This window comes from Granulicella pectinivorans (genome assembly GCF_900114625.1).
Taxonomy (GTDB): Bacteria; Acidobacteriota; Terriglobia; order Terriglobales; family Acidobacteriaceae; genus Edaphobacter; species Edaphobacter pectinivorans.
In genome coordinates, this window is the sequence record NZ_FOZL01000001.1 from 3,913,475 (window position 1) to 3,935,832 (window position 22,358).

A 22,358-nucleotide genomic window follows, 5' to 3' on the forward strand; every position below is an offset into this window, starting at 1 on the left:
AAGGATAGGGTTCGCGACCGGCGGCGCAGCCCGGTTGTCCCATATGGGACAACGCCCTACCCAAATGGTTCACCACGTTGCTCTTACTCGTCTCCACGTCCTTGGAAAGCGACGCTCCCGGGTTGGCGATTGAATTGCTCTTCCCTCTCTGCGCTCTGCCGGGGCAACGATGGCGTGCGTGGGAGAATGAAGACATGCTCTACGGCATGACCAGCCTGCGATCGACGAGGATGAAAGCGGCGTTTATCGTCCTGCTCGTGACCGCGCTGGCGTTCTTCTCGTGGTTCACCCCACCCCACGACGTCGTGTTGCACAACATCCTGCACCATCTGAACATCCTGCCGTTCATGCTGGCGGGACTTCTCTTCGGATGGAAGGGTGCGCTGAAGACGATTCTCCTGGCCACCGTCCTGCAGGCGCCTTCGATCCACCGCCACTGGTTCAGCGAGCCCCTCGATGCCCAGGACCAGATCGTCGAACTGAGCACCTTTGGCGCGGCAGGAATGATCGCCGGTGTGCTGGCCGAACGGGAACGCACGCAACGGAGGCGGGTCGAGACGACGAAACTGGAGTTGGAACAGGTGTACACGGAGCTGCGGCAAAATATCGATCAGCTGAAGAAGACCGAACGGCTGACTGCGGCGGGCCAGCTCTCCGCAAGCCTCGCCCATGAGATTCGCAATCCGCTGGCGAGCATCAGCGGAGCGGCTGGGATTCTGGCACGTGGACAGGCCTCCGCGGAGAGCAGAACCGAGTGCCTGAACATCCTGACGAAAGAGTCGCAGAGGCTGAACAAGCTGCTGACGAACTTCCTGGAGTTCGCACGCCCACGTCTGCCTCGTTACCAGAGTATGGATCCCGAGGAGATGGTGCGTTCCGTCACGGCGCTGGCGCAGCACAACACCAAGAACCTGCGGGTCGTGGTGGAGTCGCAACCGGAAAGCCGCGAGGTCCAGTGCGATCCGGAGCAGATCAAACAGCTTCTGCTCAATCTCATTCTGAATGCCGTGCAGGCCACGCGGGAAGATGGAGCCGTGACAATTCGCAGCTTCTTTGAGGACGATGCGTATTGCGTGGAGGTGTGCGACAAAGGGCAAGGCATCCCAACCGAGGCGAGGGAGAGCATCTTCGAGCCCTTCTTCACCACCAAGGAGACAGGCACAGGGCTCGGCCTGGCGATCGCATCCAACATCGCAGCACAGCATGGAGGAACGCTGACCTTCCGGCCGAATGAAGGGCGTGGCACGATCTTCCGCCTGCAACTGCCAGCCTCGGAGGCTGTCGCCATAGAGAGCGTGAGGTCGGTTCGATGAAGCGCAATCACATCCTGGTCGTCGATGACGACAGCAGCCTGCGCCGTGTGATGAAGATGCAGCTCGAAGAGGCCGGATACGTAGTCTCTCTCGCCACCGACGGCAACGAAGGTTGGAAGATGCTGCAGGAGACCGAGCCGTACCTCGTCATCACCGACCTTCGTATGCCCACCTCTGGCCTGGAACTGCTGGGCCGCATCACCAGGGAAGGGCTACAGACGACAGTCATCGTCGTGACCGCGTTCGGCACGGTGGAGACCGCAGTCGAGGCCATGAAGCTGGGAGCCTACGACTACGTGATGAAGCCCCTCGACTTCGATGCTCTGCTGCTTGTGGTGCATCGTGCCATGGAGAGGCAGAACCTCATCGAGGAGGTGCGAACGCTTCGTTCCGCGCTCGACCAGCGATATGGCTTCGAGGGGATCGTGGGGCACTCGAAGAGCTTCCTCCGCGTGCTCGATCAGGCCGCGCGCGTAGCCCAGCGAGATACCACCGTCCTGATCCAGGGCGAGACCGGCACGGGCAAGGAACTGCTGGCGCGCGCCATCCACCACAACAGCCGCCGACGCAACCGGCCCTTCGTCGCCATCAACTGCGGCGCCATCCCACGCGAACTCGTCGAATCGGAGCTCTTCGGATACACCCGAGGCGCGTTCACAGGCGCCCTCACGAACAAGACCGGACGCATCGAATCGGCCGACGGCGGCACGCTCTTTCTCGACGAGGTCGGCGAACTTCCCCTGGAAGCACAAGTGAAACTGCTGCGCGTCCTCCAGGAGGGCGAGCTCCCCAAGCTCGGTGCAAACTCACAAGTCAAGGTCGACGTGCGCGTCATCGCGGCGACGCATCGCAACCTTCCCGCGATGGTCGAGGATGAGACCTTCCGCGAAGATCTCTATTACCGTCTAGCCGTCGTCCCTCTCCTGATCCCGCCGCTGCGGGAGCGTCGCGAAGATCTTCCGGAGTTGATCGATTCCCTGCTGGAGCGTGCCAAGACGCGGCATGGACTCGAGGACGTCAGGCTCTCACCCGCCGTGAAGCGCCGTTTGATTGCCTACCGGTGGCCTGGCAACGTGCGGCAGGTCGAAAACGTATTGGAACGCCTTCTGGTGCTTTCGGCCTCGGACCTGATTACCGATGAAGATCTTCCCGAAGAGCTGATGGGCTCCTCCACCGACTCCACCGCGCCATGGCGCGATCTGCCGGAAGAAGGCATCAGCCTGGAGGCCATCGAGCGCGACCTGATCAGCCGTGCGCTCGAGAAGTTCAGCGGCAACCAGACCCATGCCGCGCGTTATCTCGACATCAGCCGCCGTACCCTGATCTATCGCATGGAGAAGCATGGCCTGATGACCACCGACCCGGAGCCTGCCCTCTAAGACGCACTCAGAACAGCAGACAAGAAGCCTGCGGAGATGTCCTTCGGGCGCTCGCGACACAAACCACCCTTTTGAGGGGTGCGTCGTTGCGCCCGCTAAACGCATCGTATGATGCAGCAGATGGCTCAGAATCCCCACTCCCCGAAACAACACCCGCCTCTTGAAGGAGACGTCGATGCAACTGGCAATGGTAGGTCTTGGCAGAATGGGTTCCAACATGGTCAAACGGCTCGTGGCCCACGGGCATGAGTGTGTCGTCTTCGACATGTCCCCCAACGTAGTCGCGGATCTGGCGAAGACAGAGGGAGTCACCGGAGCGACTTCAATCGAGGATATGATCGGCAAGCTAACGACCCCGCGCGCCATCTGGCTCATGATTCCGGCCGGCGTCGTCGAGAAGACACTTGCCTCCATCGTGCCTCACCTGGAGAAGGGCGACATCCTCATCGACGGCGGTAACTCGTACTATATAGACGACATCAGTCGCGCCAAGATGCTTGCAGAAAAGGGTATTGAATACGTCGATGTAGGCACCAGCGGAGGCGTCTGGGGCCTGGAGCGCGGTTACTGCATGATGATCGGCGGCTCGAACGCCACCGTCGAACACCTCGACCCCATCTTCAAGACCATCGCTCCTGGCAAGGGAGACGCGGGACCCACGCCAGGACGCAAGCCGGGGATCGGGACCTCCGAGGATGGCTATCTGCACTGCGGCCCCAACGGCGCGGGCCACTTCGTCAAGATGGTCCACAACGGCATCGAATATGGCATGATGGCCTCCTACGCCGAGGGCCTCGGCGTGCTGAAGTCCGCAAACATCGGCAAGCATCTTGGCGAGATCGACGCCGAAACCACCCCCCTCCGCGATCCAGAACACTACCAGTACGACTTCGACCTGCCGGAGATCACCGAGGTCTGGCGTCGCGGCAGCGTTATCGCCTCCTGGCTCCTCGACCTCACCGCGCAGGCACTCATCGAGGATCCCGCCCTGTCGAAGTTCGGTGGACGCGTGTCCGATTCGGGCGAAGGACGCTGGACCATCAGGGCCGGCATCGACGAGGGTGTTCCCACGCCCGTGCTCACAGCCTCGCTCTATGAGCGCTTCAGCTCGCGCGGCGAAGCAGAGTTCTCCAATAAACTTCTCTCCGCGATGCGCTACGAGTTTGGCGGACATCTCGAAAAGCCAGCCGAAAAGTAACCCCGCACTTTCTGAGGACCCACCATGACCCAGCCGCACTCCGACGCACTTGTCTTCTTTGGCGCAACCGGCGACCTCGCCTATAAGAAGATCTTCCCTGCCCTGCAATCGATGATCAAACGCGGCAGCCTCAGCGTTCCGGTCATCGGCGTCGCCAAAGCCGGTTGGAACCTGGATCAGTTGAAGGACCGCGCCAAGGACAGCCTCGAAAAGCACGGAGGCCTCGATCCGGATGCATGGACCAAGCTCAGCGGGCTGCTGCGTTATGTGGACGGCGACTATGCCGATCCCGCAACGTTCGCGGCAGTCCGCAAGGAGCTCGGCGACGCGAAGCGGCCCGCGCACTACCTCGCAATTCCTCCGTCGATGTTCGAGAAGGTCGTCGAGCAACTCGTGCAGTCCGGATCCGCGAAAGATGCACGCATGATCGTCGAGAAGCCCTTTGGCCATGACCTAGCCTCCGCGCAGGAGCTCAACCGCATCCTGCTGTCCGCGTTTCGAGAGTCGTCGATCTTCCGCATCGATCACTACCTCGCCAAGGGGCCCGTGCACAACATGGTCTCGTTCCGCTTCTCGAACTCCTTCCTCGAGCCCATCTGGAACCGCAACTACATCGAGAGCGTGCAGATCACCATGGCCGAAGACTTCGGCGTGCAGGGCCGCGGCTCCTTCTACGACCAGACCGGCGCGATCCGCGACGTCATCCAGAACCACATCTTCCAGGTGCTCTGCAATCTCGCCATGGAGTGCCCCGCCGCCAGCGACAGCGAGTCCGTCCGCGACGAGAAGGTGAAGGTCCTCAAGGCAATCCCCCCCATCACGGCGGACGACCTCATCCGCGGCCAGTTCAAGGGCTATCTCGACGAGAAGGGGGTTGCGCCCGACTCCCAGGTGGAGACCTTCGCCGTGCTGCGTATGCAGATCAAGTCCTGGCGCTGGGACGGAGTTCCCTTCTTCATTCGTGCCGGCAAGAACCTGCCCGTCACCTGCACCGAGGTCATGGCGCGTCTGCGTAAGCCGCCCCATACCAACATCACCGAACCAGACTCACCACAGAACTACGTGCGCATGCGCATCAGCCCAGAGATGACGATCGCCCTCGCTGTCTCAACCTCATCGGTCTCCGGCACAGGTCCCCGGCAGGAGGTCGAGATGGTGGCCACGCGACACCCCGAGCCCACCGAGATGGAGGCCTACGAACGCGTCCTGACCGACGCCATGGCCGGTGACGCCACCCTCTTTGCCCGACAGGACTATGTCGAAGAAGCGTGGCGCATCGTCGATCCAATCCTGAACGCCCCCACGCCCGTCCACGTCTATGAGCCCCAAACCTGGGGCCCGCAGGACTGCGACCCCAGCCTCATCCCTCCCGGCGGATGGGACATCCCCACGCCCGAGCCGCAGGACGTCTACCGGGTCGTGGGATGAGCGACACAATGACCCGCTGCGCATGGGCCGGCAACAATAGTCTCATGCGCAGCTACCACGACGAAGAGTGGGGCATGCCCGAACGCGACAGCCGGACCCTTTGGGAGGTGCTCATGCTCGAGGGCTTTCAGGCTGGCCTCTCATGGATCACCATCCTGAAAAAGCGGGAAGCATTCCGCGAGGCCTTCCACCACTTCGACCCGGAACGCATCGCCAGATACAAAGAGGCGGACATCGAGCGACTCATGCAGAATTCCGGCATTGTGCGCGCTCGCGCCAAGATCGAAGCCACCATCGGCGGCGCAAAGATCTACCTGGCGATGCAGCGCAGCGGAGAAGACTTCTCCGACTATGTGTGGGGCATGGCGGGTGGCAAGCCCATCCAGCACGAAGGCCCCTTGCCCCCGAAGACCGAGCTTTCGGAGAAGATCTCCGCCGACCTGAAAAAGCGCGGCTTCAAGTTCGTCGGTCCGGTAATCGTCTATGCATGGATGCAGGCTGTAGGCATTACCAACGATCATGCCGCGGACTGCTTCCGTCGCAAGCCCTGCGCGAAGAAGAAGGCTATTTAGTCCCGCGCTGTGAGGTCTTCCGCACTACCAGGAGCGGCTTCAGAATGTACTTCTTCGTGCTTGCCTTCACCGGCGCAGCCAGCAGTGCCAGAACCGCCTTGGCGCACTTCTCGCCAAGGCCCTTCATATCCTGGTCGACCGTCGAGAGCGGAAGCCGCAACGTCTCACCCATCGGATGGTTGCCGCAACCGATGATCGCAATATCTTCCGGCACACGCAGACCAGCCGCGAAGATAGCCTCCATAGAGCCAATGGCCAGAGGGTCGTTGAAGCAGAAGATGCCGTCGACGCGAGGTTTCAGGGCAAGCAGACGTTGGGTAGCCTCGAACCCATGCTGGAAGCTGCGTGCACCGTCATCCACCGGCGTCACAATATAGTCTTCGTTGACCGTGCGCCCCGCTTCCTTCATCGCAACGCGATAGCCCTCGAGCCTGCGCAACCCGGGACTCATGGACGGCCCGCAGATATGAGCGATCCGTTTGCATCCTTGATCGATGAGGTGTTGCGTAGCAAGCTGACCCGCAAGAACATCGTCGCCCCCCACAAAGGGAGCCTTCAACGCATGCAAGTCCCGATCCAGAAGGACATACGGCGTACCCCGCTCTTCGAGCAGCTCAAAGGCGGATGTATCGTTTCCTGAAGTGGCCACGATCATCGCGTCGATCCCAACGGAGAGCAGATGCTGCATCTCGCTCGACTGCACCTCGGAGTCGTCTGCGGTCCAGGCGATCAGGATCGAGTAACCATGCTTGCGCAGCTCCGTCGAAACTGTAATCGCAATCTCCGAGAAGAAGCCATGCACAAGATCCGGCACCACAAACGCAACCAGAAAGCTCCGGCCGGTGACCAGGCTGCGTGCCATCAGGTTGGGCCTGTACTTCAGCTCCTTCACCCGCGCCAGCACACGGTCCGTCGTCGCCTGTCCAATATCCGGATGGCCGCGCAGCACCTTCGACACCGTAACGGCGGAGACACCCAGATCGCGCGCAATATCCTTCATCCTGACGGCCGGCATACATGTGACTCTATAACAATCGGCTGGCCTTGAAACAGTCCCCCGGGGCGCGGCTGCCGTTAGAATGGCCTCGGCAGAGGAGACTCCTGTGGAACAAAACGGAATGACGCACTTGAGAAGTCCCTACACGGTCGCCGAGACGCTCGACCGTCTACAGATCATCCTCTTCGGCAATGGCATCGATGTCTTCGCTACCATCGACCACCGCGCGACCGCCGAGGCAGCAGGTCTGTCGATGACGCCCGCGACGGTACTGATCTTCGGCGCACCTAAGGCAGGCACGCCGCTGATGATCGCCGCACCCACGCTGGCCATCGATCTGCCGCTGAAGGCTCTCGTCTGGCAGGAGCCCTCCGGCGCGGTATGGCTCTCCTACAATACGCCTGAGTATCTCGCAGAGCGCCACGGTCTGCCGCACGACATGATCGCGGCAATCGGCGGCATTCGCAACCTATGCGAGGCCGCCGTCAAGCCGGGCCCTCTCTAGACCATCGGCGTGCCCCGGCATGAGCAGAACCATTCGTGTCTCCTTGAAAACCAAGCACTCTCCACGCCAGGATGACCTGTCTTTCCTCTTCCATGTAAGATGACTCGTGTTTCCAGCGCACGGCGCGGAATCGTTACCACATCGATGAAATGGGCAATCAAGGAGAGCAACGCATGGCGAGTCTCGATCGCAGGATGTTCCTTCAAACCGCAGGTCTGGCAGCGGCGCAGGCCTACACGGGCAAGATCAGTGTCCTGACCGATCCCTTCCCCGACATGGGCAAGGCACCCTCTGCCAACGATCACATCAACCTTGCCCTCATCGGAGCCGGCATCCAGGGCCAGAGCGACACCCGCTGGGCCGTCCAGGTCCCCGGCGTCAAGCTCGTCGCCGTCGCCGACTGCTACGACGGACGCCTCGCCCACATGAAGGAAGTCTACGGAAACGACCTCTTCACCACCCGCGACTACCGCCAGATCCTCGCCCGCAAGGACGTCGACGCCGTCCTCATCGCCACACCTGACCACTGGCACAAGCAGGCCGCCATCGACGCCATGAACGCCGGCAAGGACGTCTACTGCGAAAAGCCCATGATCCATCTCTACTCCGATGGGCACGCCATGATCGACACCGCAAAAAAGACCAACCGCATCATCCAGATCGGCAGTCAGCGCGTCTCTAACGTCCTCTATGCCAAAGCCAAGGAACTGCTCGCCGCCGGATCCATCGGCGAGCTCAACATGGTCAGCGCCCACTGGGACCGCAGCCTCTCTCAGGGTGCCTGGAACTACACCGTGCCCCTCGACGCCAGCACCACCACCTGCGACTGGGAGCGTTTCGAAGGCACCGCGCCCAAACGCCCCTTCGATGCCGAACGCTTCTTCCAGTGGCGCAAATGGAAGGACTACGGCTCGGGTGTCGCCGGTGACCTCTTCGTCCACCTCTTCAGCGGGACCCACTTCATCACCGGATCCAACGGTCCCACCCGCGGCATGGCCACCGGCGGCATCCGCTACTGGAAGGACGGTCGCGACGTTCCCGACGTCATGCTTGGCATCTTCGACTATCCCCAGGGCTTCAATCTCAGCCTGCGCGTCAACTTCGCCTCAGGCGGTGACGACAATGAGGGCTTCCTCTTCACCGGCTCCGAGGGCACCATGGAGATCAACGGACAGGGCCTCACCATCAACCACGCCCCCCACCCCAAGGATCCAGGCCTGACCATCGGCACCTACACCACCGCCATGCAGAAGCAGATCGTCGAGCAGTACGACGCAAAGTATCCGCCACCGCGCCCCACCGCCAACAGCCTCAAGTCCTCCGAGCGCTACACCGCGCCCAAGGGCTACAGCGACAGCTACGACCACTTCCACACCTTCTTCGACGCCGTCCGCACCCGCAAGCCCGTCACCGAAGACGCCACCTTCGGCCTGCGTGCCGCCGGAGCCGCCCTACTCTCCAACGAGAGCATCAGCCGTGGCGGTGCCGTCAAGTGGGACCCCGAGACCATGGTCCTGGCAAAGGCATAGACCTCAGCCACTTCCATCCACGTCGATCAAACAGAACAAACGTCCCGCTCCCCTCAAAGGCAGGCGGGACGTTTGCTCTGTTTGATCGCATGCGTCAATACCAAATTGGGACTTCGTGCCCTGAAGGAACGGACTTATCCCTCAGATGGAGGTATCGCGAGGTGCATGTTTCGTTTAGACTCCTCCCAATCGAAATTCAGCTCAAAGTCCTCTCGCCGGGTGCTACCCGAAGCGTACTGGCTGGAGTCGTCCATGGTTGTGAGTTCTACGCAGAAGCACCAACTTGCTTCCTGGAAGCGATATCTGGGCATATCCATCGCCCTGTTCGGCTGGCTGTTGCACGCCGCGCTCGCTATTCATCCCCGCCAGGAACCCTATGCCGGCATCGATTTCAGAGCGATCTACGGGAGTGGGCGGTGTATCGTCGCGGGGTGCGATCCTTTTAGCGCATCTGAAACCATGGCAGAGTTTCTCAAGCAGGGGGGAACATTGCAAGAAGCTATCCCCTCGTCCGAGGGGCCTTTTGCACCCAATATCGCCGGCTATCCTCCAACGTTCCTGGTCTACCTCACACCCATCTCAGTCCTGCGGTGGCCTCTGGCTTTGTACGCCTGGCTCGCTTTTTCCATCCTGATCTACGGATGTGCGGTCGTGCTGATCGCAGATCTGTGCGCCGACTATTCTCCACTCTCAGCAAATCTGTGTATCGCTTTTTTTCTCGCGCCAAACGGCCCAATCGCACTCATGGTGGCGAACCCGTCGGTGCCGGCAATTGGACTCTGTTGTGTCGGCTTGTGGTGCATCCTGAAGCGGCGCTACGAGCTGGCCGGCGTTTTGCTCTTTTCCCTGTCCTTAGTGATCAAACCTCACATCGGATACGCTCTGGTGCTCTATCTTTTGCTGATCAAGGCCTACCGTACACGCGCACTCCAGATCATCGGCACGACCATAGGGATGTGCATACCGCCTCTGCTCTGGGTATCGACACAACCGAATATGAAGAACTGGTACCGCGAATATGCCATGAATCTAAATGCGATCTCGATGCCCGGCCGGTTGAGCAATCCAGGACCTACCAACCACGACGCAACGAACATCGCGGATCTGCAGGCTGTGATCAGCGTCTTCAGGGATGACCGCGCCTTCTACAACCATGTCGCCTGGGCGATCTCTCTCGTTCTGCTCGTGGTATGGGTTACTCTCGTGCGGCGCCTCCAGGATGGACGCGCAAAAGATCTCATATGCATCGCGTCCGTCTGTGCGTTCAGCCTGCTCCCGTTCTACCATCGCTCCGGCGACACGCTTTTGCTGCTTCTGACGTTCCCCGCGCTTGCCTTCCTGATATCGCAATCCAAAATCGGGAGGACAAGCATCCTCATGACGCTGTCCATCAGCCTCGCAGTGACCTACACCCACCTGTTAGGGCATCGATATCTCATCCATATTCCAAAATTCTTGTTTGGTTCCATCTGGAACGGACACCTCTATACAGTGCTCATTGAGCGCCAGGTTTCGCTGGCCTGCCTGCTTGCATGCTTGTTCTACCTCGGAATGATGTACAAGTTGCTGCACGGGGACTTTACATCCCCACAGCAACAAAGAGCGACGGACAACGGAGCACCACAACACATCCTCGAACACGACTGGATCTGACTCCTTCCCAACCAGGAAGTATCATGGAGTATGCGTCGTCTCCTCTCCGCTCTGCTCGCCCTCTCTCTTCTCCCCAGCGTGCTGACAGCGCAGACCGCCGTCCAGCTCAAGTCCGCGGCGACCCCCAGCACCGACTCAACCTGGTGGAAGCACGCCGTCATCTACGAGATCTATCCGCGCTCCTTCCAGGACACCAACGGTGACGGCGTCGGCGATCTCAACGGCATCACCCAGCGCCTCGGCTATCTTGAAGGCCTCGGCGTCGACGCCATCTGGATCTCGCCCATGTACCCCTCGCCCCAGGTGGACTTCGGCTACGACATCTCCGACTACGAGAACATCGATCCCCAGTACGGCACCCTGGCCGACTTCGACCATCTCCTCGCCGACGCCGAAAAGCACCATATCAAGATCATCCTCGACATGGTCCTCAATCACACCAGCGACCATCACAAATGGTTCGAAGAAGCTGCCTCCTCCCGCACCAACCCGAAACACGACTGGTACGTTTGGAGCGACGGCAAACCGGGCACCGGCCCCCTCGCCCACGAAGGCCGCGTCCCCCCCAACAACTGGGTCGCCCTCTTCGGTGGTTCCGCATGGGAGTGGTCCCCGAAGGTCCACCAGTTCTACTACCACAAGTTCTACAAGCAACAGCCCGACCTCAACTGGCGCAACCCCGCCGTCGAAAAAGCCATGTTCGGCACCATGCGCTTCTGGCTCGACCGCGGGGTAGCCGGCTTCCGCCTCGACGCAGTGCCCACGCTCTTCGAAGACGCGCAACTCCGCGACGAGCCCATCGCAGCTCCCGGCACCAACGCACAGGGCGATCCCAATCTCAACGACGTCTACACCAACATGCTGCCCGAGGTACACGGCGTCCTGCGCCGCATGCGCGTCATGGCCGACAAGTATCCGGGTCACCGCGTTCTCATCGGCGAAACCTACCTCCCCAACACAGCAGAGCTCCTCAAATGGTACGGTGGCCCAGCCCGCAACGAACTCCATCTCCCCATGGACATGCTCGTCGGCTTCCACTCCGAAGGCGGTGGCCCCAACAGTGAGAACGTGTCTCTCGACCTTCCTCACATCCGCCAGACACTCAACGAGATGGAGACCACGCTAGGCCCATCCCAGCCCCTCCTGGTCTTCGATAACCACGACAACCCACGCTCATGGGACCGCTTTGGCGACGGCGTCCATAACGCCCAGATCGCCAGGATCATCGCAACCATCCTCTTCACCAGCCGCGCCACCGCCATGATGTACTACGGCGAAGAGATCGGCATGGTCACCGCCACACCCACCCGCGTCGAAGACGTAAAGGATCCCATCGGCATCACCGGATGGCCCCGCGAGAAGGGTCGCGACGGCGAGCGCACGCCCATGCAGTGGAGCAACGCAGACCCCGAAGCAGATTTCAGCACCGATCCAAAAACCTGGCTGCCGGTGACTCCCAACTACATCACCGTCAACGTGAAAACCGAAGCTGCCGATGCCGATTCGCTTCTCAACTGGCACACACGGCTCATCCACTTGCGTCGCGATCTACCGGCCCTGCACGACGGTGGCTTCGTGCTGCTCAACCCCGCCAACCCCAACGTTCTTTCCTACGGCCGAACCGCCCCCTCAGGAGCACCCTCAGCAGTGGTAGCTCTCAACTTCTCCGCCCAGCCGCAGACCATCACGCTGGATCTTGCCGCCGCGAAGATCAAAGCCTCCGCGGTAGAAACCATCCTCACCAGCGCCCCCTCGCTGGCCGGAAACACAAGCCTCACCATCACCCTCCCACCCTTCGCATCCTGGATTGGCTCCGTACGTTAGCAACGCTTCGAAGCCGGACCGAAAGTGGTTCGGCTTCGCAACGAAGTCTGTCATCTTAACGCAACTGACCGATGGTCCCATCGGAAGACGCCAGGGCCAGCGGTTAGATGATGGGCGCGGCGTAGCCGATCACCTGCGTGAGTGTTCCGGTGGCATTGTTCGAGACCCAGACGTTTCCAGAAGCATCGATCGTCGCACCGGTAGGAGCGCTCAGGCCCGGGACCGCATCTCCGTGATGACTCGATGAGCCACCGGTGTTCGGGATGCCCGTCTGCGAAAACCGAAGGATGTTGTCAGGCTGGTGCTGCCGGAGCCGGAGCAACTGGTGCGGCAGTTGGGAATCAGAACCTGATTCTCACCGTCGATGGCGGTTACCGAAGCCTGGAAGATAGCAACGTTCGAGCAGGGCCTATCGCGTGCAAACCTCTCGACGCAGGTGGTCCATGCAGGAGACGCAGAAAAGGGTGCTGATGAAGATCAGCACCCTTTCACTCATTCGAATTTTTGTCACTATGCCATCAACCTTGTTTCGGTTTGATGGCGGGGACGACGGGGCTCGAACCCGCGACCTCCGCCGTGACAGGGCGGCGCTCTAACCAACTGAGCTACGTCCCCAGGCTGTTTCTTCAACAACTTGGATACAGAAGATGCGTTGCAAAGCGTTCGCTCTCTTCTGCCTCGTCACCGGTGCAGTCCTCAGCACCCGGCAACAAGATCAAGTCTATCAGAACAAGAGCCGTTTGCGTCATGCTCCACCTCTCTCGCAGTGGAAAATTCGCCCCTAAAAAATCAGCTTTCCACGAATCCCCAGAAGAGCCGTCGTATACGCCTTCGGAGCGTTCGTCGGATGAACCGACACCTCCAGATCCGGCCCCAGTTCCAGACTGCGCGTCATTCTCACACGATAGAACGTCTCAAACAGCGTCTCGTGGTGCTTCGCGCCGTGGCTCGGCTCCGTCACGTTGATCGACGCGCCAAACATATCCCCACGCCTCCCGAACGGCCGTATATGCGCCAGCCCCGCGTCGAAGATGCGCTTGATCGAGTTGCCTTTATCCGTCGCGATGCCCAGTCTCCCAAACGGCACCCATCCGCTCGCCAGCTCATAGTCCGAACCGAAGCCCGCTCCTGCTCCGCTTCCCTGACTGGCCGTATCGTCCCGCCACACCACCATGCGAAACAGATGCTCCTGCCGAGTCGGCGTGCCTTCCTTCCACCCCAACTCCACCGCGTTCATATACTTCCGGTCCGCCAGCGTCTTCAGGTTGCGCTGCTCCCCGCCTTCCGTGTCGATCGTCACGGTATGCACATAAAAATGGGGCGTCACCTGGTACTCCAGCGCCGCTCCCCCAGCGTACGTGCCATCCGACGGAATCGTCAGGTTCCCATCGTTCTCCGCATTCAGAAACTGGCTGCGCTCATCATTGTTGTACAGGCTCAGGCTGATGAACTCATTGGGATGGATCTTCCCGATATAAAATGCGATCTTCCTCTGGTAAAAGTCTTGCCGGTAGTACAAAACGTTCAGCGTGATCGTGTCCTGCGGTCCACCGCCCTGCAGACAGTTCAACACCAGCCCCGAACCCAGCGCATTGCTCAGGTTGAACTGCTCGCTCACGCCGAGATTCGTTCCCGACCGCACCAGCATGCTGATCGTCCCCGCATGCGTCTCATGGTCGTATACTTTCCAGGCACCCACCAAATCGAATCGCCCCGTCCCGGCATTGTGCCGAACTCCGTCAGGCGTCGCCGTCGCATACTGGTCGAGCAGGGTGTACGACGCCGCAAAGCTGAAAGGATGCGTCTTCCGCAGTCCATCCAGCATCAAGTCCACCGGCCTCATCAGAGGATGCAGCGGGTCGGCCTTAAATAGAGGATCCGGAGGAACCGTGCCAAGCACCACCGCATCCATATCGAGCGCCTGCCCCGGATACCGGGCCGCGGTCTGCGCCCGCGCAACCGCCTCCTCCTGCGCCTTGCTCTCCCGCTGCACGCGTGCCGAAGCGTCCGGAGCCCCGGACCCCACCTGAGCAGCACAAACAGTCCATGCGCCAAAGCACAAAAACGCCAGCTCAAAAAGTCCCGCTCGCCTCATCCGCTCGATCATCGTTCTGTACCGTGTAGTCTTTCCGACCATAGTCCCGGCAGCCACCAAGCCGCAAGCCTCTTTAGAGGGGGCGGTTGCACATTGCACATCGCCTCATGCTGCCATACACTGGAAAGAGTGCCTAGCCGTGCCATCGCGCCGGCAAAAGGACGGGCGGTTAGCTCAGCTGGTTAGAGCATCTCGCTTACACCGAGAGGGTCGGGGGTTCGAATCCCTCACCGCCCACCATCGAATCCCAAATCCCATCCAAAACCCCTCCTAATGGAAGTCATGCGACCGCACCTCGATCGCCACGGCTTCCAGCCGCTCTACCCGCTCCGCCTTCACATGCACCACACCATCCTGGTTCTGCAGCTTCCCGGTAACCTTCAAAAACTTTCCCCGCGTCACAATCACCCGGTCCCGTTCATAGAGCTCCGGGTGGATCACGATATTGGCGATACCCGTCTCATCTTCCATCGAAAGAAAGATGAAACCCAGCGCCGTGCCCGGTCGTTGCCGCGCAATGATGGCCCCAGCGGCAATCACCCTGCGCCCATCAGGCTCTCGCTGCAACTCCACCGCTGAAAGCACCCCCATCCGCCGCAACTCCATACGCCGATACGCCATCGGATGGTGCCCCGTCGTCAGCCCCGTGCCTGCATAGTCCGCCATCAGCCGCTCTTCCGTCTTCATCATCCGCAAAGGAGACCGCGTCGACACAGGAGCCGCCTCATGCTGTCGCAGCAAAGGTCCCACCGGACGGCTCACCTGTTCCACCTGCCAGATAGCCTCACGCCGATGCGCCACCTCGCCCAATGCATTCATAGCCCCAATCCGCGCCAGTTGCGCAAGATCGCTCCGGTTCAGCGTAGGAACCCGCAACGCAAGATCCTCCACGCTCTTGAAGGCTCCCGTATGCCGCCGGATGTGAACCAGCATATCCGCCGTCTGCCTCTTCAGCCCACGCGCGTAGAGCAGCCCCAGCCGCAGAGAAAGCGACCCATCCTCCTCATGTTCCACGGTGCATTCCGTATGGGAACTCTGCACATCCACCGGGCGCACCCGCAGCCCATGACGCTGCGCATCCTTCACCAGTACTGCCGGCGTATAAAACCCCATCGGCTGGTTGTTCAGCATCGCGCATGTAAACGCCGCCAGATACTTCACCTTAAAGTAAGCCGAAGCATACGCAATCAGCGCAAAACTCGCCGCATGCGACTCCGGAAACCCATACAGCGCGAATGACTGAATGCTCTGCACGATCACCTCCTGCGTCTCCTCAGCGATCTGATTGACCACCATCCCGGCCCGCAGCTTCACCATCAGCTCTTCCATCCGCTTCCACGAGCGGCGCATCCCCACAGCCTTGCGCAACTCCTCCGCCTCCGTCCCGCTGAAGTTCCCCACCACCATCGCGATCCGTAGAAGCTGCTCCTGAAACAGCGGAACCCCCAGCGTGCGCCGCAACACAGGTTCCAGCTCCGGCAAAATGCAAGTCGCCGCCTCCTTCCCCTGCCTCCGCCGCATATACGGATGCATCATCTTGCCCACAATCGGCCCCGGCCGAATGATCGCCACCTGCACCACCAGGTCATAAAAAATCCGCGGCGCATTGCGCGGAATCGAGGCCATCTGCGCCCTGCTCTCCACCTGAAACATACCCACCGTATCGGCGCGGCAGAGCGTGTCGTACACCTCCGTATCGTTCTGCGGAAGATGCGCCAGATCGATCGCCTCCCCATAGTGCCTCGGAATCAGATCGAGACAATCCTTCATGACCGCCATCATCCCCAGCCCAAGCAGATCGATCTTCACCAGACCCAGATCGTTGCAATCTTCCTTGTCCCACTGCAGCACCGTCCGTCCAGCCATGGACGCACGCTCCAGCGGCACCACCTTGTTCAGTTGTCCCTGGCAGATCACCATGCCGCCCGAATGCTGTCCCAGATGCCGCGGCAGGTCCTGAATCCGCTCACACAGCTCGACATACTTCGCAATCCGCGTATGCTCCACATCGAAGCCGGCCTGTCTGAAGTTGTCGCCAATCGTCTCGTCCTTCTTGCGCCACTCCCAGTTCCCCACCAACCCGGAGATCCGTCCCAACGTATCCTGGTCGAACCCCAGCGCCTTCCCCACCTCGCGCGCCGCAGACTTCCCCCGATACGTAATCACATTCGCGGTCATCGCCGCCCCCAGCTCCCCATACCGCTGATACACATATTGAATCGCCTGTTCGCGCTTCTCTCCCGAAGGCAGATCGAGATCCACATCCGGCCACTCCTTGCGATTCTCATTCAGAAATCGCTCGAACAGAAGGTCCATCCCGATCGGATCGATCGCCGTGATCTGCAGCGCATAGCAGACCACGGAGTTGGCCGCACTGCCTCGTCCCTGCACCAGAATGTCATGCGCCTTGCAGTATTCGACGATGTCCCAGACGATCAGAAAGTAGCCCGCCAGACCAAGCTTCTCAATCAAGGCAAGCTCCTTCTCCGCCTGCTTCTTCGCCCTCCGCATCAGGTCGTCATCGTTCTTGGGCAGATAACGGGTAACGATTCCCTCCATCACCCGCTTGCCCAGAAAGCTGTCCATGGAATCGTTCTCGCCCACGTCATAGCTTGGAAACTCATACCCCAGGTCGTTCATCGCGAACTCCAGCCGTTGCGAGAGCAATACGCTATTCTCGATCGCCTCCGGCAGATCGCGAAACAACGCACCCATCGCCTTCGCGCCACGGACCTGCCGCTGCGAATTCGCCTGGAGCAAACGGCCCGCCCGGTCCAGAGAAACACCATGCCGGATTGAGGTCAGCACATCCAGAATCTCGCGCTCATACTGCGTCGCATAGCGCACCCCATTGGTCGCCAGGATAGGCAACCGCAGCGACTCCGCAATCCGCAGCGCTGCCTGATTCCGAGACTCCTGCCCGCGATCTCCATGCCGCTGCAGCTCGACATAGACGTTCCCATGCCCAAAGAGACTTACAAGCCTCTCAACCGTCTTCCGTCCCTCTTCTTCCCCGCCCCGCGCCAAAGCCGAAGCGAGCGGCCCTTCATCCCCGCCCGTCAGGCAGATCAATCCTCCCGCAAACTCACCCAGATCCTGCACCGTCGCGAAGCCCTCGCTCTTCGTGGCCTCACGCATCTTGAACCGGGTCATCATCTGGCAAAGATTCTGATACCCCACGCGAGACGTACAAAGCAGAGGAAGACGCACGGGCTCCGGCTTGCACTGGTGCGGCAACCACGCAGGCGGCTGTAAGCGCATCCCCAGACCGGAAGCCGCGATCTCCACCCCAATATGCGCGCGAATACCCTTATCCTTCGCCTCGGTATGGAAGCGTGGAGCACCATAAAATCCATTGCGATCCATCAGCGCCATCGCCGGCATCTGCATCTTCACCGCAGCCTGAATCAAAGCCTCCGGCTGGGATGCTCCTTCCAGAAAGCTGAACGCGCTCGAGGCATGCAGCTCGATGTACTCAGTCATACAGCGCTTCCAGGTGCCATCGCTCCTGCAACAGATCGTGCGAGATCAAACAAAGCAGCGTACTGTCCTGCGCCTTTGCCTCAACATCCCACTCTTCGCTCGACCACACCTGTTCCGACCACCAATCCCCGCTCTTCCGCCATGGACCATACGCCTTCTCGATCGCATACAGCGTCCCATGCAGAGAGAACCCGCTCAGCCTCCGTTGATCCATCCGCACATGAATCGCAACAGGCGGTCGATACCGCCGCAACGCAACCGAAGCCCCCGCCAGCACCTCCTTCCGACTGCTCGACGATGGCACAAGAAACCGCTCCATCCGAAAACTTCCCGGCTGATGCGTATCCCTAAGGCACGCCCGCCCCACATGCTCTTCCCCCACCAGCGCGGCAATCCGAGCCAGCGTCACATCCAGACGCGTCGGCTCCGGCAGTTGCGGAGAGAACAACCCCATCTGCACCTTGCTCCGTTCCCCCGGCTCAGCCGACACCGACAGGCTCACCGCACCCGCAGACGGAGGATGCGCCTGCAGATCGAGATGCAGAAGCCGCAGGATCATCGCACGATCCACCAGAGGCACTGCCGGCTTGATCGTTCTCGTATGCTCCCCTCCGCCATCCAGCCCAAGCTTCACGGTCACACTCGCCAGCGCCAGCGAATGGTTCTGCGCCCGCAGGATCAACTGTCCCAGCATCGGCCCCAGCACAAACAGCAGCGAGTCCAGCATCTCCACCGCAGCATCGAACGCCAGCAACTCCTGCAGCAAAAACACCGGCTCATCGGGAACCATCAGATGCGGATGCTCCCCCCTGGCCAGCAGACGCAGACGCTTTCCCTGCTGTCCCATCCGTACAATCAGGTCGACCTCCGGCAGCGCAGCCAGCTCACCAAGCGTATGCAGCCCCCATAACGCAAACGCCTCCGTCTGCTGCGGAGTCAACCCAAGCACAGCCAGCGGCAACGGAGCCAGGCACTGCGCCTCCGCGCCCCGCGTAACGACCACAGGCCGCCGCACCGCCGAGGCAGCCAGACACACCGCCGTCCGCAGATTCCCGCTGGCCGCGATCCGCACCGAAAACCGCAACGTCCTCATCATCTGCTGAATGCGCATCGAAAGCTGCTCCGGACTGCCGAACAGGCGTGTACTTCCCGTCATATCCAGCACCATCACCCAGGCCGCATCCGTGCCTTCCATCACCTCGATGCGCGGCGTAAACATCCCCGCCGCACCCAACAGCGCCAGGCGAGCATTGCCCTCTTCCGCGAGGGAGCGCTTCAGAATCGACAGCCCCGTAAAACTATCCAACTCCGCACGCGTCATGCCATGCGCCACTCCCAGGCGCAGCGCGGCCGCATTGCCGCTGCACACCTGCTCCAGCGGAGCATCCCCCTCCAGCACCACGGCAGGCCCTTTTCCCACCTCCGCCCGCAGACGCAAAAGAGCCTGTGCCGCAAACTCCGGCACATGCACGCAGACGTACCACTCCATCATCGTTTTGCCGCCCACGCCGCTCGTCCTTCCCAGTGCCCGGGCCGTTCTATCTGCGGAGGCTTCCTCATCGGCACCACATGGCTCCTGAACCGCTGCCTCTCCGCCTCTCCCGAATAGGCAATGCCACGCATCACGCTGTTCTCGCCCACCATGCCCCCCGGATGCAGACGCACCACCGCCTCCGCACTGCTGCGTGCGCAAGGATGCTGCGTCAGCAGCAACACACTCACTCGCGTCCGCTCGCACGCACCTCGAAAGCGAAACCACGTCGCCAAAGGAATCCGCCACGCACGCTCCGCCGGAATACTTCCCAGGTCGAAAACCACCACACTGAACCCACCCGCCTGCAAAAGCAGATCCGCCGTCTTCAACGCATGATCCAGAGCATCCCACGACTGCCGGGCCGCACGCGGAGCAGCCCGCAGCGGCTTGCTCGCTGCATCCCACTGCTGCGCACTCACCTCCCTGCGCCTCTCATGCAAAGGCTCCGCACACCGGGGAGCCAGAAGCTCCTCGCCACGCCGAGCCGGCAGGCGGTCAAACGCAATCTGCTCCTCCCGCTCCACCGCCCGGAACGTCAGAGGACGATTCGGTGCTCCCGGCGTCCCAATCGACCTCTTCTCCCTCCGAATATGCTTGTCGTACAAGCCCCCATGCGCCTGCATCATGGCGCTGATCGCCTCCGGCATCCCCCGCCCCTCTGATCGCGGATGCGGGCTCCCGCCGCCCTGCAAACCACGCGCCACAGGCTCCCCCGCCCCTACCTTCATCCCAACCGCAGCCACCGGAACAGCCGCCACATCCTCCTTGCTCGCCCCGCATCGGACCCACAGCAAACGCTCCAGATCCACCCCATGCCCCACCGCCGTCTCAGGATCCAGGGAATCCGCCACATCGATCCACGCACACACGCGGTCCGCTCTTGTACTGGCCGCCACATACGACAGCGCCACCGTCGTCCGTCCCGAGCACTCCGGCCCCACCAGCTCCGTCAGCGCCCCCACCGGCAACCCACCTGACAACAGCGCATCGCACGCCTCTACCCCGCACGCCATCCGCTCCGGCGCAAAGCGCTCCCGCGGTGACAAAGCCGAGGGCGCGCGCGTCATCAGGCTGGTCTCAATCTGCAAACGAAGGTGGGCTGCGCTCTTCAAGGTTTTAGTTTCGCCTTATTTTCGCCTTAACGCAACCGGAATATCTATGCCGCAAAAACGCGCCCTGTGGAAGAACAGGCATGCACACAAACGCACAAAAAACGGATAAGCCAAGCTCTTGCTTGCACTTATCCGTCTTTCATGCCGTCAGGCCCGGGGCCGCGTTCGTTACTTCGCCGCGGCGACATCCAGTGGCAAAGCCCACGCAAACATCACACCGCCGCTTCCTTCCAGCACATACTGCCGCCCATCCAGCTCATAGGTCATCGGCGAAGTCGCCATGCCGACCCCGGTGCCCGCATGCCAAAGCGTCTTCCCCGTCGCCGTCTCCAGAGCGATAATGTTTCCGCTCCCATCGCCGGTAAACAGCACCCCGGAGTCCGTCGTCAGCACCCCGGCACCCGAGCCGCCCTGCCCCACTTCATGCGACCACTTGATCTTCCCCGTCTGGTAGTCGATCGCCTCGATCAACCCCACACTCCAGAGTCCATAGTCCGCACCTGCCCAGCCATAAGCGCCATCCGCCGGCTTCGCGAAATAAAGGCTGTAGCTCGGATGCGCATTCACCAGGAACAATCCCAGCTTCGGGTCGAAGCTCGGCGAACGATAGTTCGTCATGCCCCCCTCATCCGGAGCAATCAGACGTCCATCCGGAGCTGGCTCCTTATCCGGATTCGGAATCGGCTGTCCCTTCGCATCGATCCCCTTGGCCCAGTTCACCGGCCCAAACGGAGTCGTCAGCAGACTCTTGCCGTTCGTCCGGTCCAGTACAAAGAAGTACCCGTTGCGCGAGCTCTGCATCAGCATCTTGTGCGGCTTGCCATGAAAGTCCCCGTCCACCAGCACCGGCGTCTCCGCCGCATCCCAGTCATGCGTATCGTGCGGCGAGGGCTGAAACGCCCACGTCAGCTTGCCCGTGTCCGGATTCAACGCAACAATGCTGCATGTATACAGATTGTCCCCGGGGCGTGGCTTTCCGTTCAGCACCGGCGTCGGATTCCCCGTGCCCCAATAGATCAGGTTCAGGTCCGGATCGTACGTTCCGGTCATCCACATCCCGCCACCCGTCGTCATCCCCGGCGTGTTCGGCGGCGGCGACGCATTCCACTCCCACTGCTTCTCACCCGTCTCCGCATCGCGCGACTGCAGCACGCCCTGCAGGTTATCGAAGTCTCCCGATACCCCCACAATCACATGGTCCCTCACCACCAGAGGAGACACCGACATCCAGTACCCCTTGCTGACGTCGGCGATCGTGACATTCCACTTCACCGTACCGGTCTTCGCATCCAGAGCGACAAGATGGCAATCCGGCGTCGTGAAGTAAAGCGTGCCCTTGTAGATCCCCACACCGCGGTGGCCGATATGCAGCCCAGGGTTCGGCGGATACGTGTACCGCCAAAGCATATGCCCCGACCGCGCATCCACCGCCCACACATTGTCCGGCAGCGTGAAGTACAAAATCCCATCCACCAGAATCGGCGAAGACTTGATCTGGATACCCGTCCCCGTCTGGAACGCCCACGCCAGCCCCATCTTCCCCACGTTCGAGGGAGTAATCTGCGTCAGCGAGCTATGCCGCCTTCCGCTGTAATCCCCGTGATACGTCGGCCACGAGTCCGTCCCCGGGTGCAGCAACCCGGCCATATCCGGACTCTGCGCCGAAGCACCGGCGCCGATCATTCCAGCCATCGAAAAAAATGCCAAAGCTAAATCGCGCAGCTTCATGGTTCGCC

General features: G+C 61.1%; 16 protein-coding genes and 2 tRNA genes. 10 read left to right on the forward strand and 8 right to left on the reverse strand.

Features of this window, described 5'->3' with window-relative positions:
- The first annotated feature begins 122 nt into the window (after positions 1-122).
- The 5 genes from BM400_RS15735 to BM400_RS15755 all read left to right on the forward strand — a co-directional run bounded on the left by BM400_RS15735 (position 123) and on the right by BM400_RS15755 (position 5,890).
- Entirely contained in the window at positions 123-1,313 is a 1,191-nt protein-coding gene (locus BM400_RS15735; RefSeq protein ID WP_245781901.1) for a sensor histidine kinase, read from the forward strand.
- Positions 1,310-2,692 carry a sigma-54-dependent transcriptional regulator gene (locus BM400_RS15740; RefSeq protein WP_089840502.1) on the forward strand — a complete coding sequence of 461 codons (1,383 nt, stop codon included), beginning with the start codon at positions 1,310-1,312 and terminating at the stop codon, positions 2,690-2,692. The genes BM400_RS15735 and BM400_RS15740 overlap by 4 nt, the downstream gene beginning before the upstream one ends.
- A gap of 175 nt (positions 2,693-2,867) precedes the next feature.
- Positions 2,868-3,890, forward strand: coding sequence for a phosphogluconate dehydrogenase (NAD(+)-dependent, decarboxylating) (gene gnd / locus BM400_RS15745; RefSeq protein ID WP_089842021.1), 1,023 nt, complete (start codon positions 2,868-2,870; stop codon positions 3,888-3,890).
- A 24-nt stretch (positions 3,891-3,914) separates the two neighbouring features.
- Complete coding sequence (gene zwf, locus BM400_RS15750) at positions 3,915-5,318, forward strand: glucose-6-phosphate dehydrogenase (RefSeq protein ID WP_089840504.1); 1,404 nt, start codon at positions 3,915-3,917, stop codon at positions 5,316-5,318.
- Positions 5,315-5,890, forward strand: coding sequence for a DNA-3-methyladenine glycosylase I (locus BM400_RS15755; RefSeq protein ID WP_089840506.1), 576 nt, complete (start codon positions 5,315-5,317; stop codon positions 5,888-5,890). Before zwf ends, BM400_RS15755 begins: the two co-directional genes overlap by 4 nt.
- Here BM400_RS15755 and BM400_RS15760 read toward each other — a convergent pair.
- Entirely contained in the window at positions 5,883-6,905 is a 1,023-nt protein-coding gene (locus BM400_RS15760) for a LacI family DNA-binding transcriptional regulator (protein WP_089840509.1), read from the reverse strand. The two genes, BM400_RS15755 and BM400_RS15760, sit on opposite strands and share 8 nt — an antisense overlap.
- A gap of 103 nt (positions 6,906-7,008) precedes the next feature.
- On the opposite strand from BM400_RS15760, the gene BM400_RS15765 reads away from it, so the two are divergent.
- The 4 genes from BM400_RS15765 (at position 7,009) to BM400_RS15780 (ending at position 12,398) form a co-directional block, all read left to right on the forward strand.
- Positions 7,009-7,392 (forward strand): DUF302 domain-containing protein, encoded by a 384-nt coding sequence (locus tag BM400_RS15765; protein WP_089840511.1) that lies wholly within the window; start codon positions 7,009-7,011, stop codon positions 7,390-7,392.
- Between the two features lie 173 nt (positions 7,393-7,565).
- Positions 7,566-8,921: a Gfo/Idh/MocA family protein gene (locus tag BM400_RS15770; RefSeq protein ID WP_089840513.1), complete on the forward strand. Its 1,356-nt coding sequence runs from the start codon at positions 7,566-7,568 to the stop codon at positions 8,919-8,921.
- Between the two features lie 252 nt (positions 8,922-9,173).
- Positions 9,174-10,574, forward strand: coding sequence for a glycosyltransferase family 87 protein (locus BM400_RS15775; RefSeq protein WP_175529054.1), 1,401 nt, complete (start codon positions 9,174-9,176; stop codon positions 10,572-10,574).
- 30 nt (positions 10,575-10,604) lie between these two features.
- Positions 10,605-12,398, forward strand: a complete 1,794-nt coding sequence (locus tag BM400_RS15780; protein ID WP_089840517.1) for a glycoside hydrolase family 13 protein — start codon at positions 10,605-10,607, stop codon at positions 12,396-12,398.
- A 103-nt stretch (positions 12,399-12,501) separates the two neighbouring features.
- Here the strand turns inward: BM400_RS15780 and BM400_RS15785 are convergent, their stop codons facing one another.
- The 3 genes from BM400_RS15785 to BM400_RS15795 all read right to left on the reverse strand — a co-directional run bounded on the left by BM400_RS15785 (position 12,502) and on the right by BM400_RS15795 (position 14,391).
- A complete protein-coding gene (locus BM400_RS15785; protein WP_089840519.1) occupies positions 12,502-12,720 on the reverse strand; it encodes a hypothetical protein in 219 nt (72 codons plus the stop codon).
- Between the two features lie 216 nt (positions 12,721-12,936).
- Positions 12,937-13,013, reverse strand: a tRNA-Asp gene (locus BM400_RS15790).
- 166 nt (positions 13,014-13,179) lie between these two features.
- Positions 13,180-14,391, reverse strand: a complete 1,212-nt coding sequence (locus BM400_RS15795) for a carbohydrate porin (protein ID WP_245781902.1) — start codon at positions 14,389-14,391, stop codon at positions 13,180-13,182.
- A 265-nt stretch (positions 14,392-14,656) separates the two neighbouring features.
- Here BM400_RS15795 and BM400_RS15800 point away from each other — a divergent pair.
- Positions 14,657-14,733: transfer RNA gene (locus BM400_RS15800), tRNA-Val, on the forward strand.
- Positions 14,734-14,763: 30 nt separating this feature from the next.
- On the opposite strand, the gene BM400_RS15805 is transcribed toward BM400_RS15800, so the two are convergent.
- The 4 genes from BM400_RS15805 to BM400_RS15820 form a co-directional block, all read right to left on the reverse strand.
- The gene (locus BM400_RS15805; protein ID WP_089840521.1) at positions 14,764-17,976 is read right to left on the reverse strand and encodes a DNA polymerase III subunit alpha; all 3,213 of its coding nucleotides are present in this window, start codon (positions 17,974-17,976) and stop codon (positions 14,764-14,766) included.
- Positions 17,969-19,483: a DNA polymerase Y family protein gene (locus tag BM400_RS15810; protein WP_141223963.1), complete on the reverse strand. Its 1,515-nt coding sequence runs from the start codon at positions 19,481-19,483 to the stop codon at positions 17,969-17,971. Before BM400_RS15810 ends, BM400_RS15805 begins: the two co-directional genes overlap by 8 nt.
- Entirely contained in the window at positions 19,465-20,622 is a 1,158-nt protein-coding gene (locus BM400_RS15815; protein ID WP_089840525.1) for a P-loop NTPase family protein, read from the reverse strand. The genes BM400_RS15810 and BM400_RS15815 overlap by 19 nt, the downstream gene beginning before the upstream one ends.
- Positions 20,623-20,790: 168 nt before the next feature.
- On the reverse strand, positions 20,791-22,350 hold the full coding sequence (locus tag BM400_RS15820; RefSeq protein ID WP_089840527.1) for an acido-empty-quinoprotein group A: 1,560 nt from the start codon (positions 22,348-22,350) through the stop codon (positions 20,791-20,793).
- Positions 22,351-22,358 lie beyond the last annotated feature (8 nt).

Coding starts and splice junctions, on each gene's coding strand:
- BM400_RS15775 (WP_175529054.1), top strand. CDS start 9,174: ATGGTTGTGAGTTCTACGCAGAAGCACCAACTTGCTTCCTGGAAGCGA.
- BM400_RS15770 (WP_089840513.1), top strand. CDS start 7,566: ATGGCGAGTCTCGATCGCAGGATGTTCCTTCAAACCGCAGGTCTGGCA.
- BM400_RS15780 (WP_089840517.1), top strand. CDS start 10,605: ATGCGTCGTCTCCTCTCCGCTCTGCTCGCCCTCTCTCTTCTCCCCAGC.
- BM400_RS15755 (WP_089840506.1), top strand. CDS start 5,315: ATGAGCGACACAATGACCCGCTGCGCATGGGCCGGCAACAATAGTCTC.
- BM400_RS15765 (WP_089840511.1), top strand. CDS start 7,009: ATGACGCACTTGAGAAGTCCCTACACGGTCGCCGAGACGCTCGACCGT.
- zwf (WP_089840504.1), top strand. CDS start 3,915: ATGACCCAGCCGCACTCCGACGCACTTGTCTTCTTTGGCGCAACCGGC.
- BM400_RS15820 (WP_089840527.1), bottom strand. CDS start 22,350: ATGAAGCTGCGCGATTTAGCTTTGGCATTTTTTTCGATGGCTGGAATG.
- BM400_RS15805 (WP_089840521.1), bottom strand. CDS start 17,976: ATGACTGAGTACATCGAGCTGCATGCCTCGAGCGCGTTCAGCTTTCTG.
- BM400_RS15760 (WP_089840509.1), bottom strand. CDS start 6,905: ATGCCGGCCGTCAGGATGAAGGATATTGCGCGCGATCTGGGTGTCTCC.
- BM400_RS15740 (WP_089840502.1), top strand. CDS start 1,310: ATGAAGCGCAATCACATCCTGGTCGTCGATGACGACAGCAGCCTGCGC.
- gnd (WP_089842021.1), top strand. CDS start 2,868: ATGCAACTGGCAATGGTAGGTCTTGGCAGAATGGGTTCCAACATGGTC.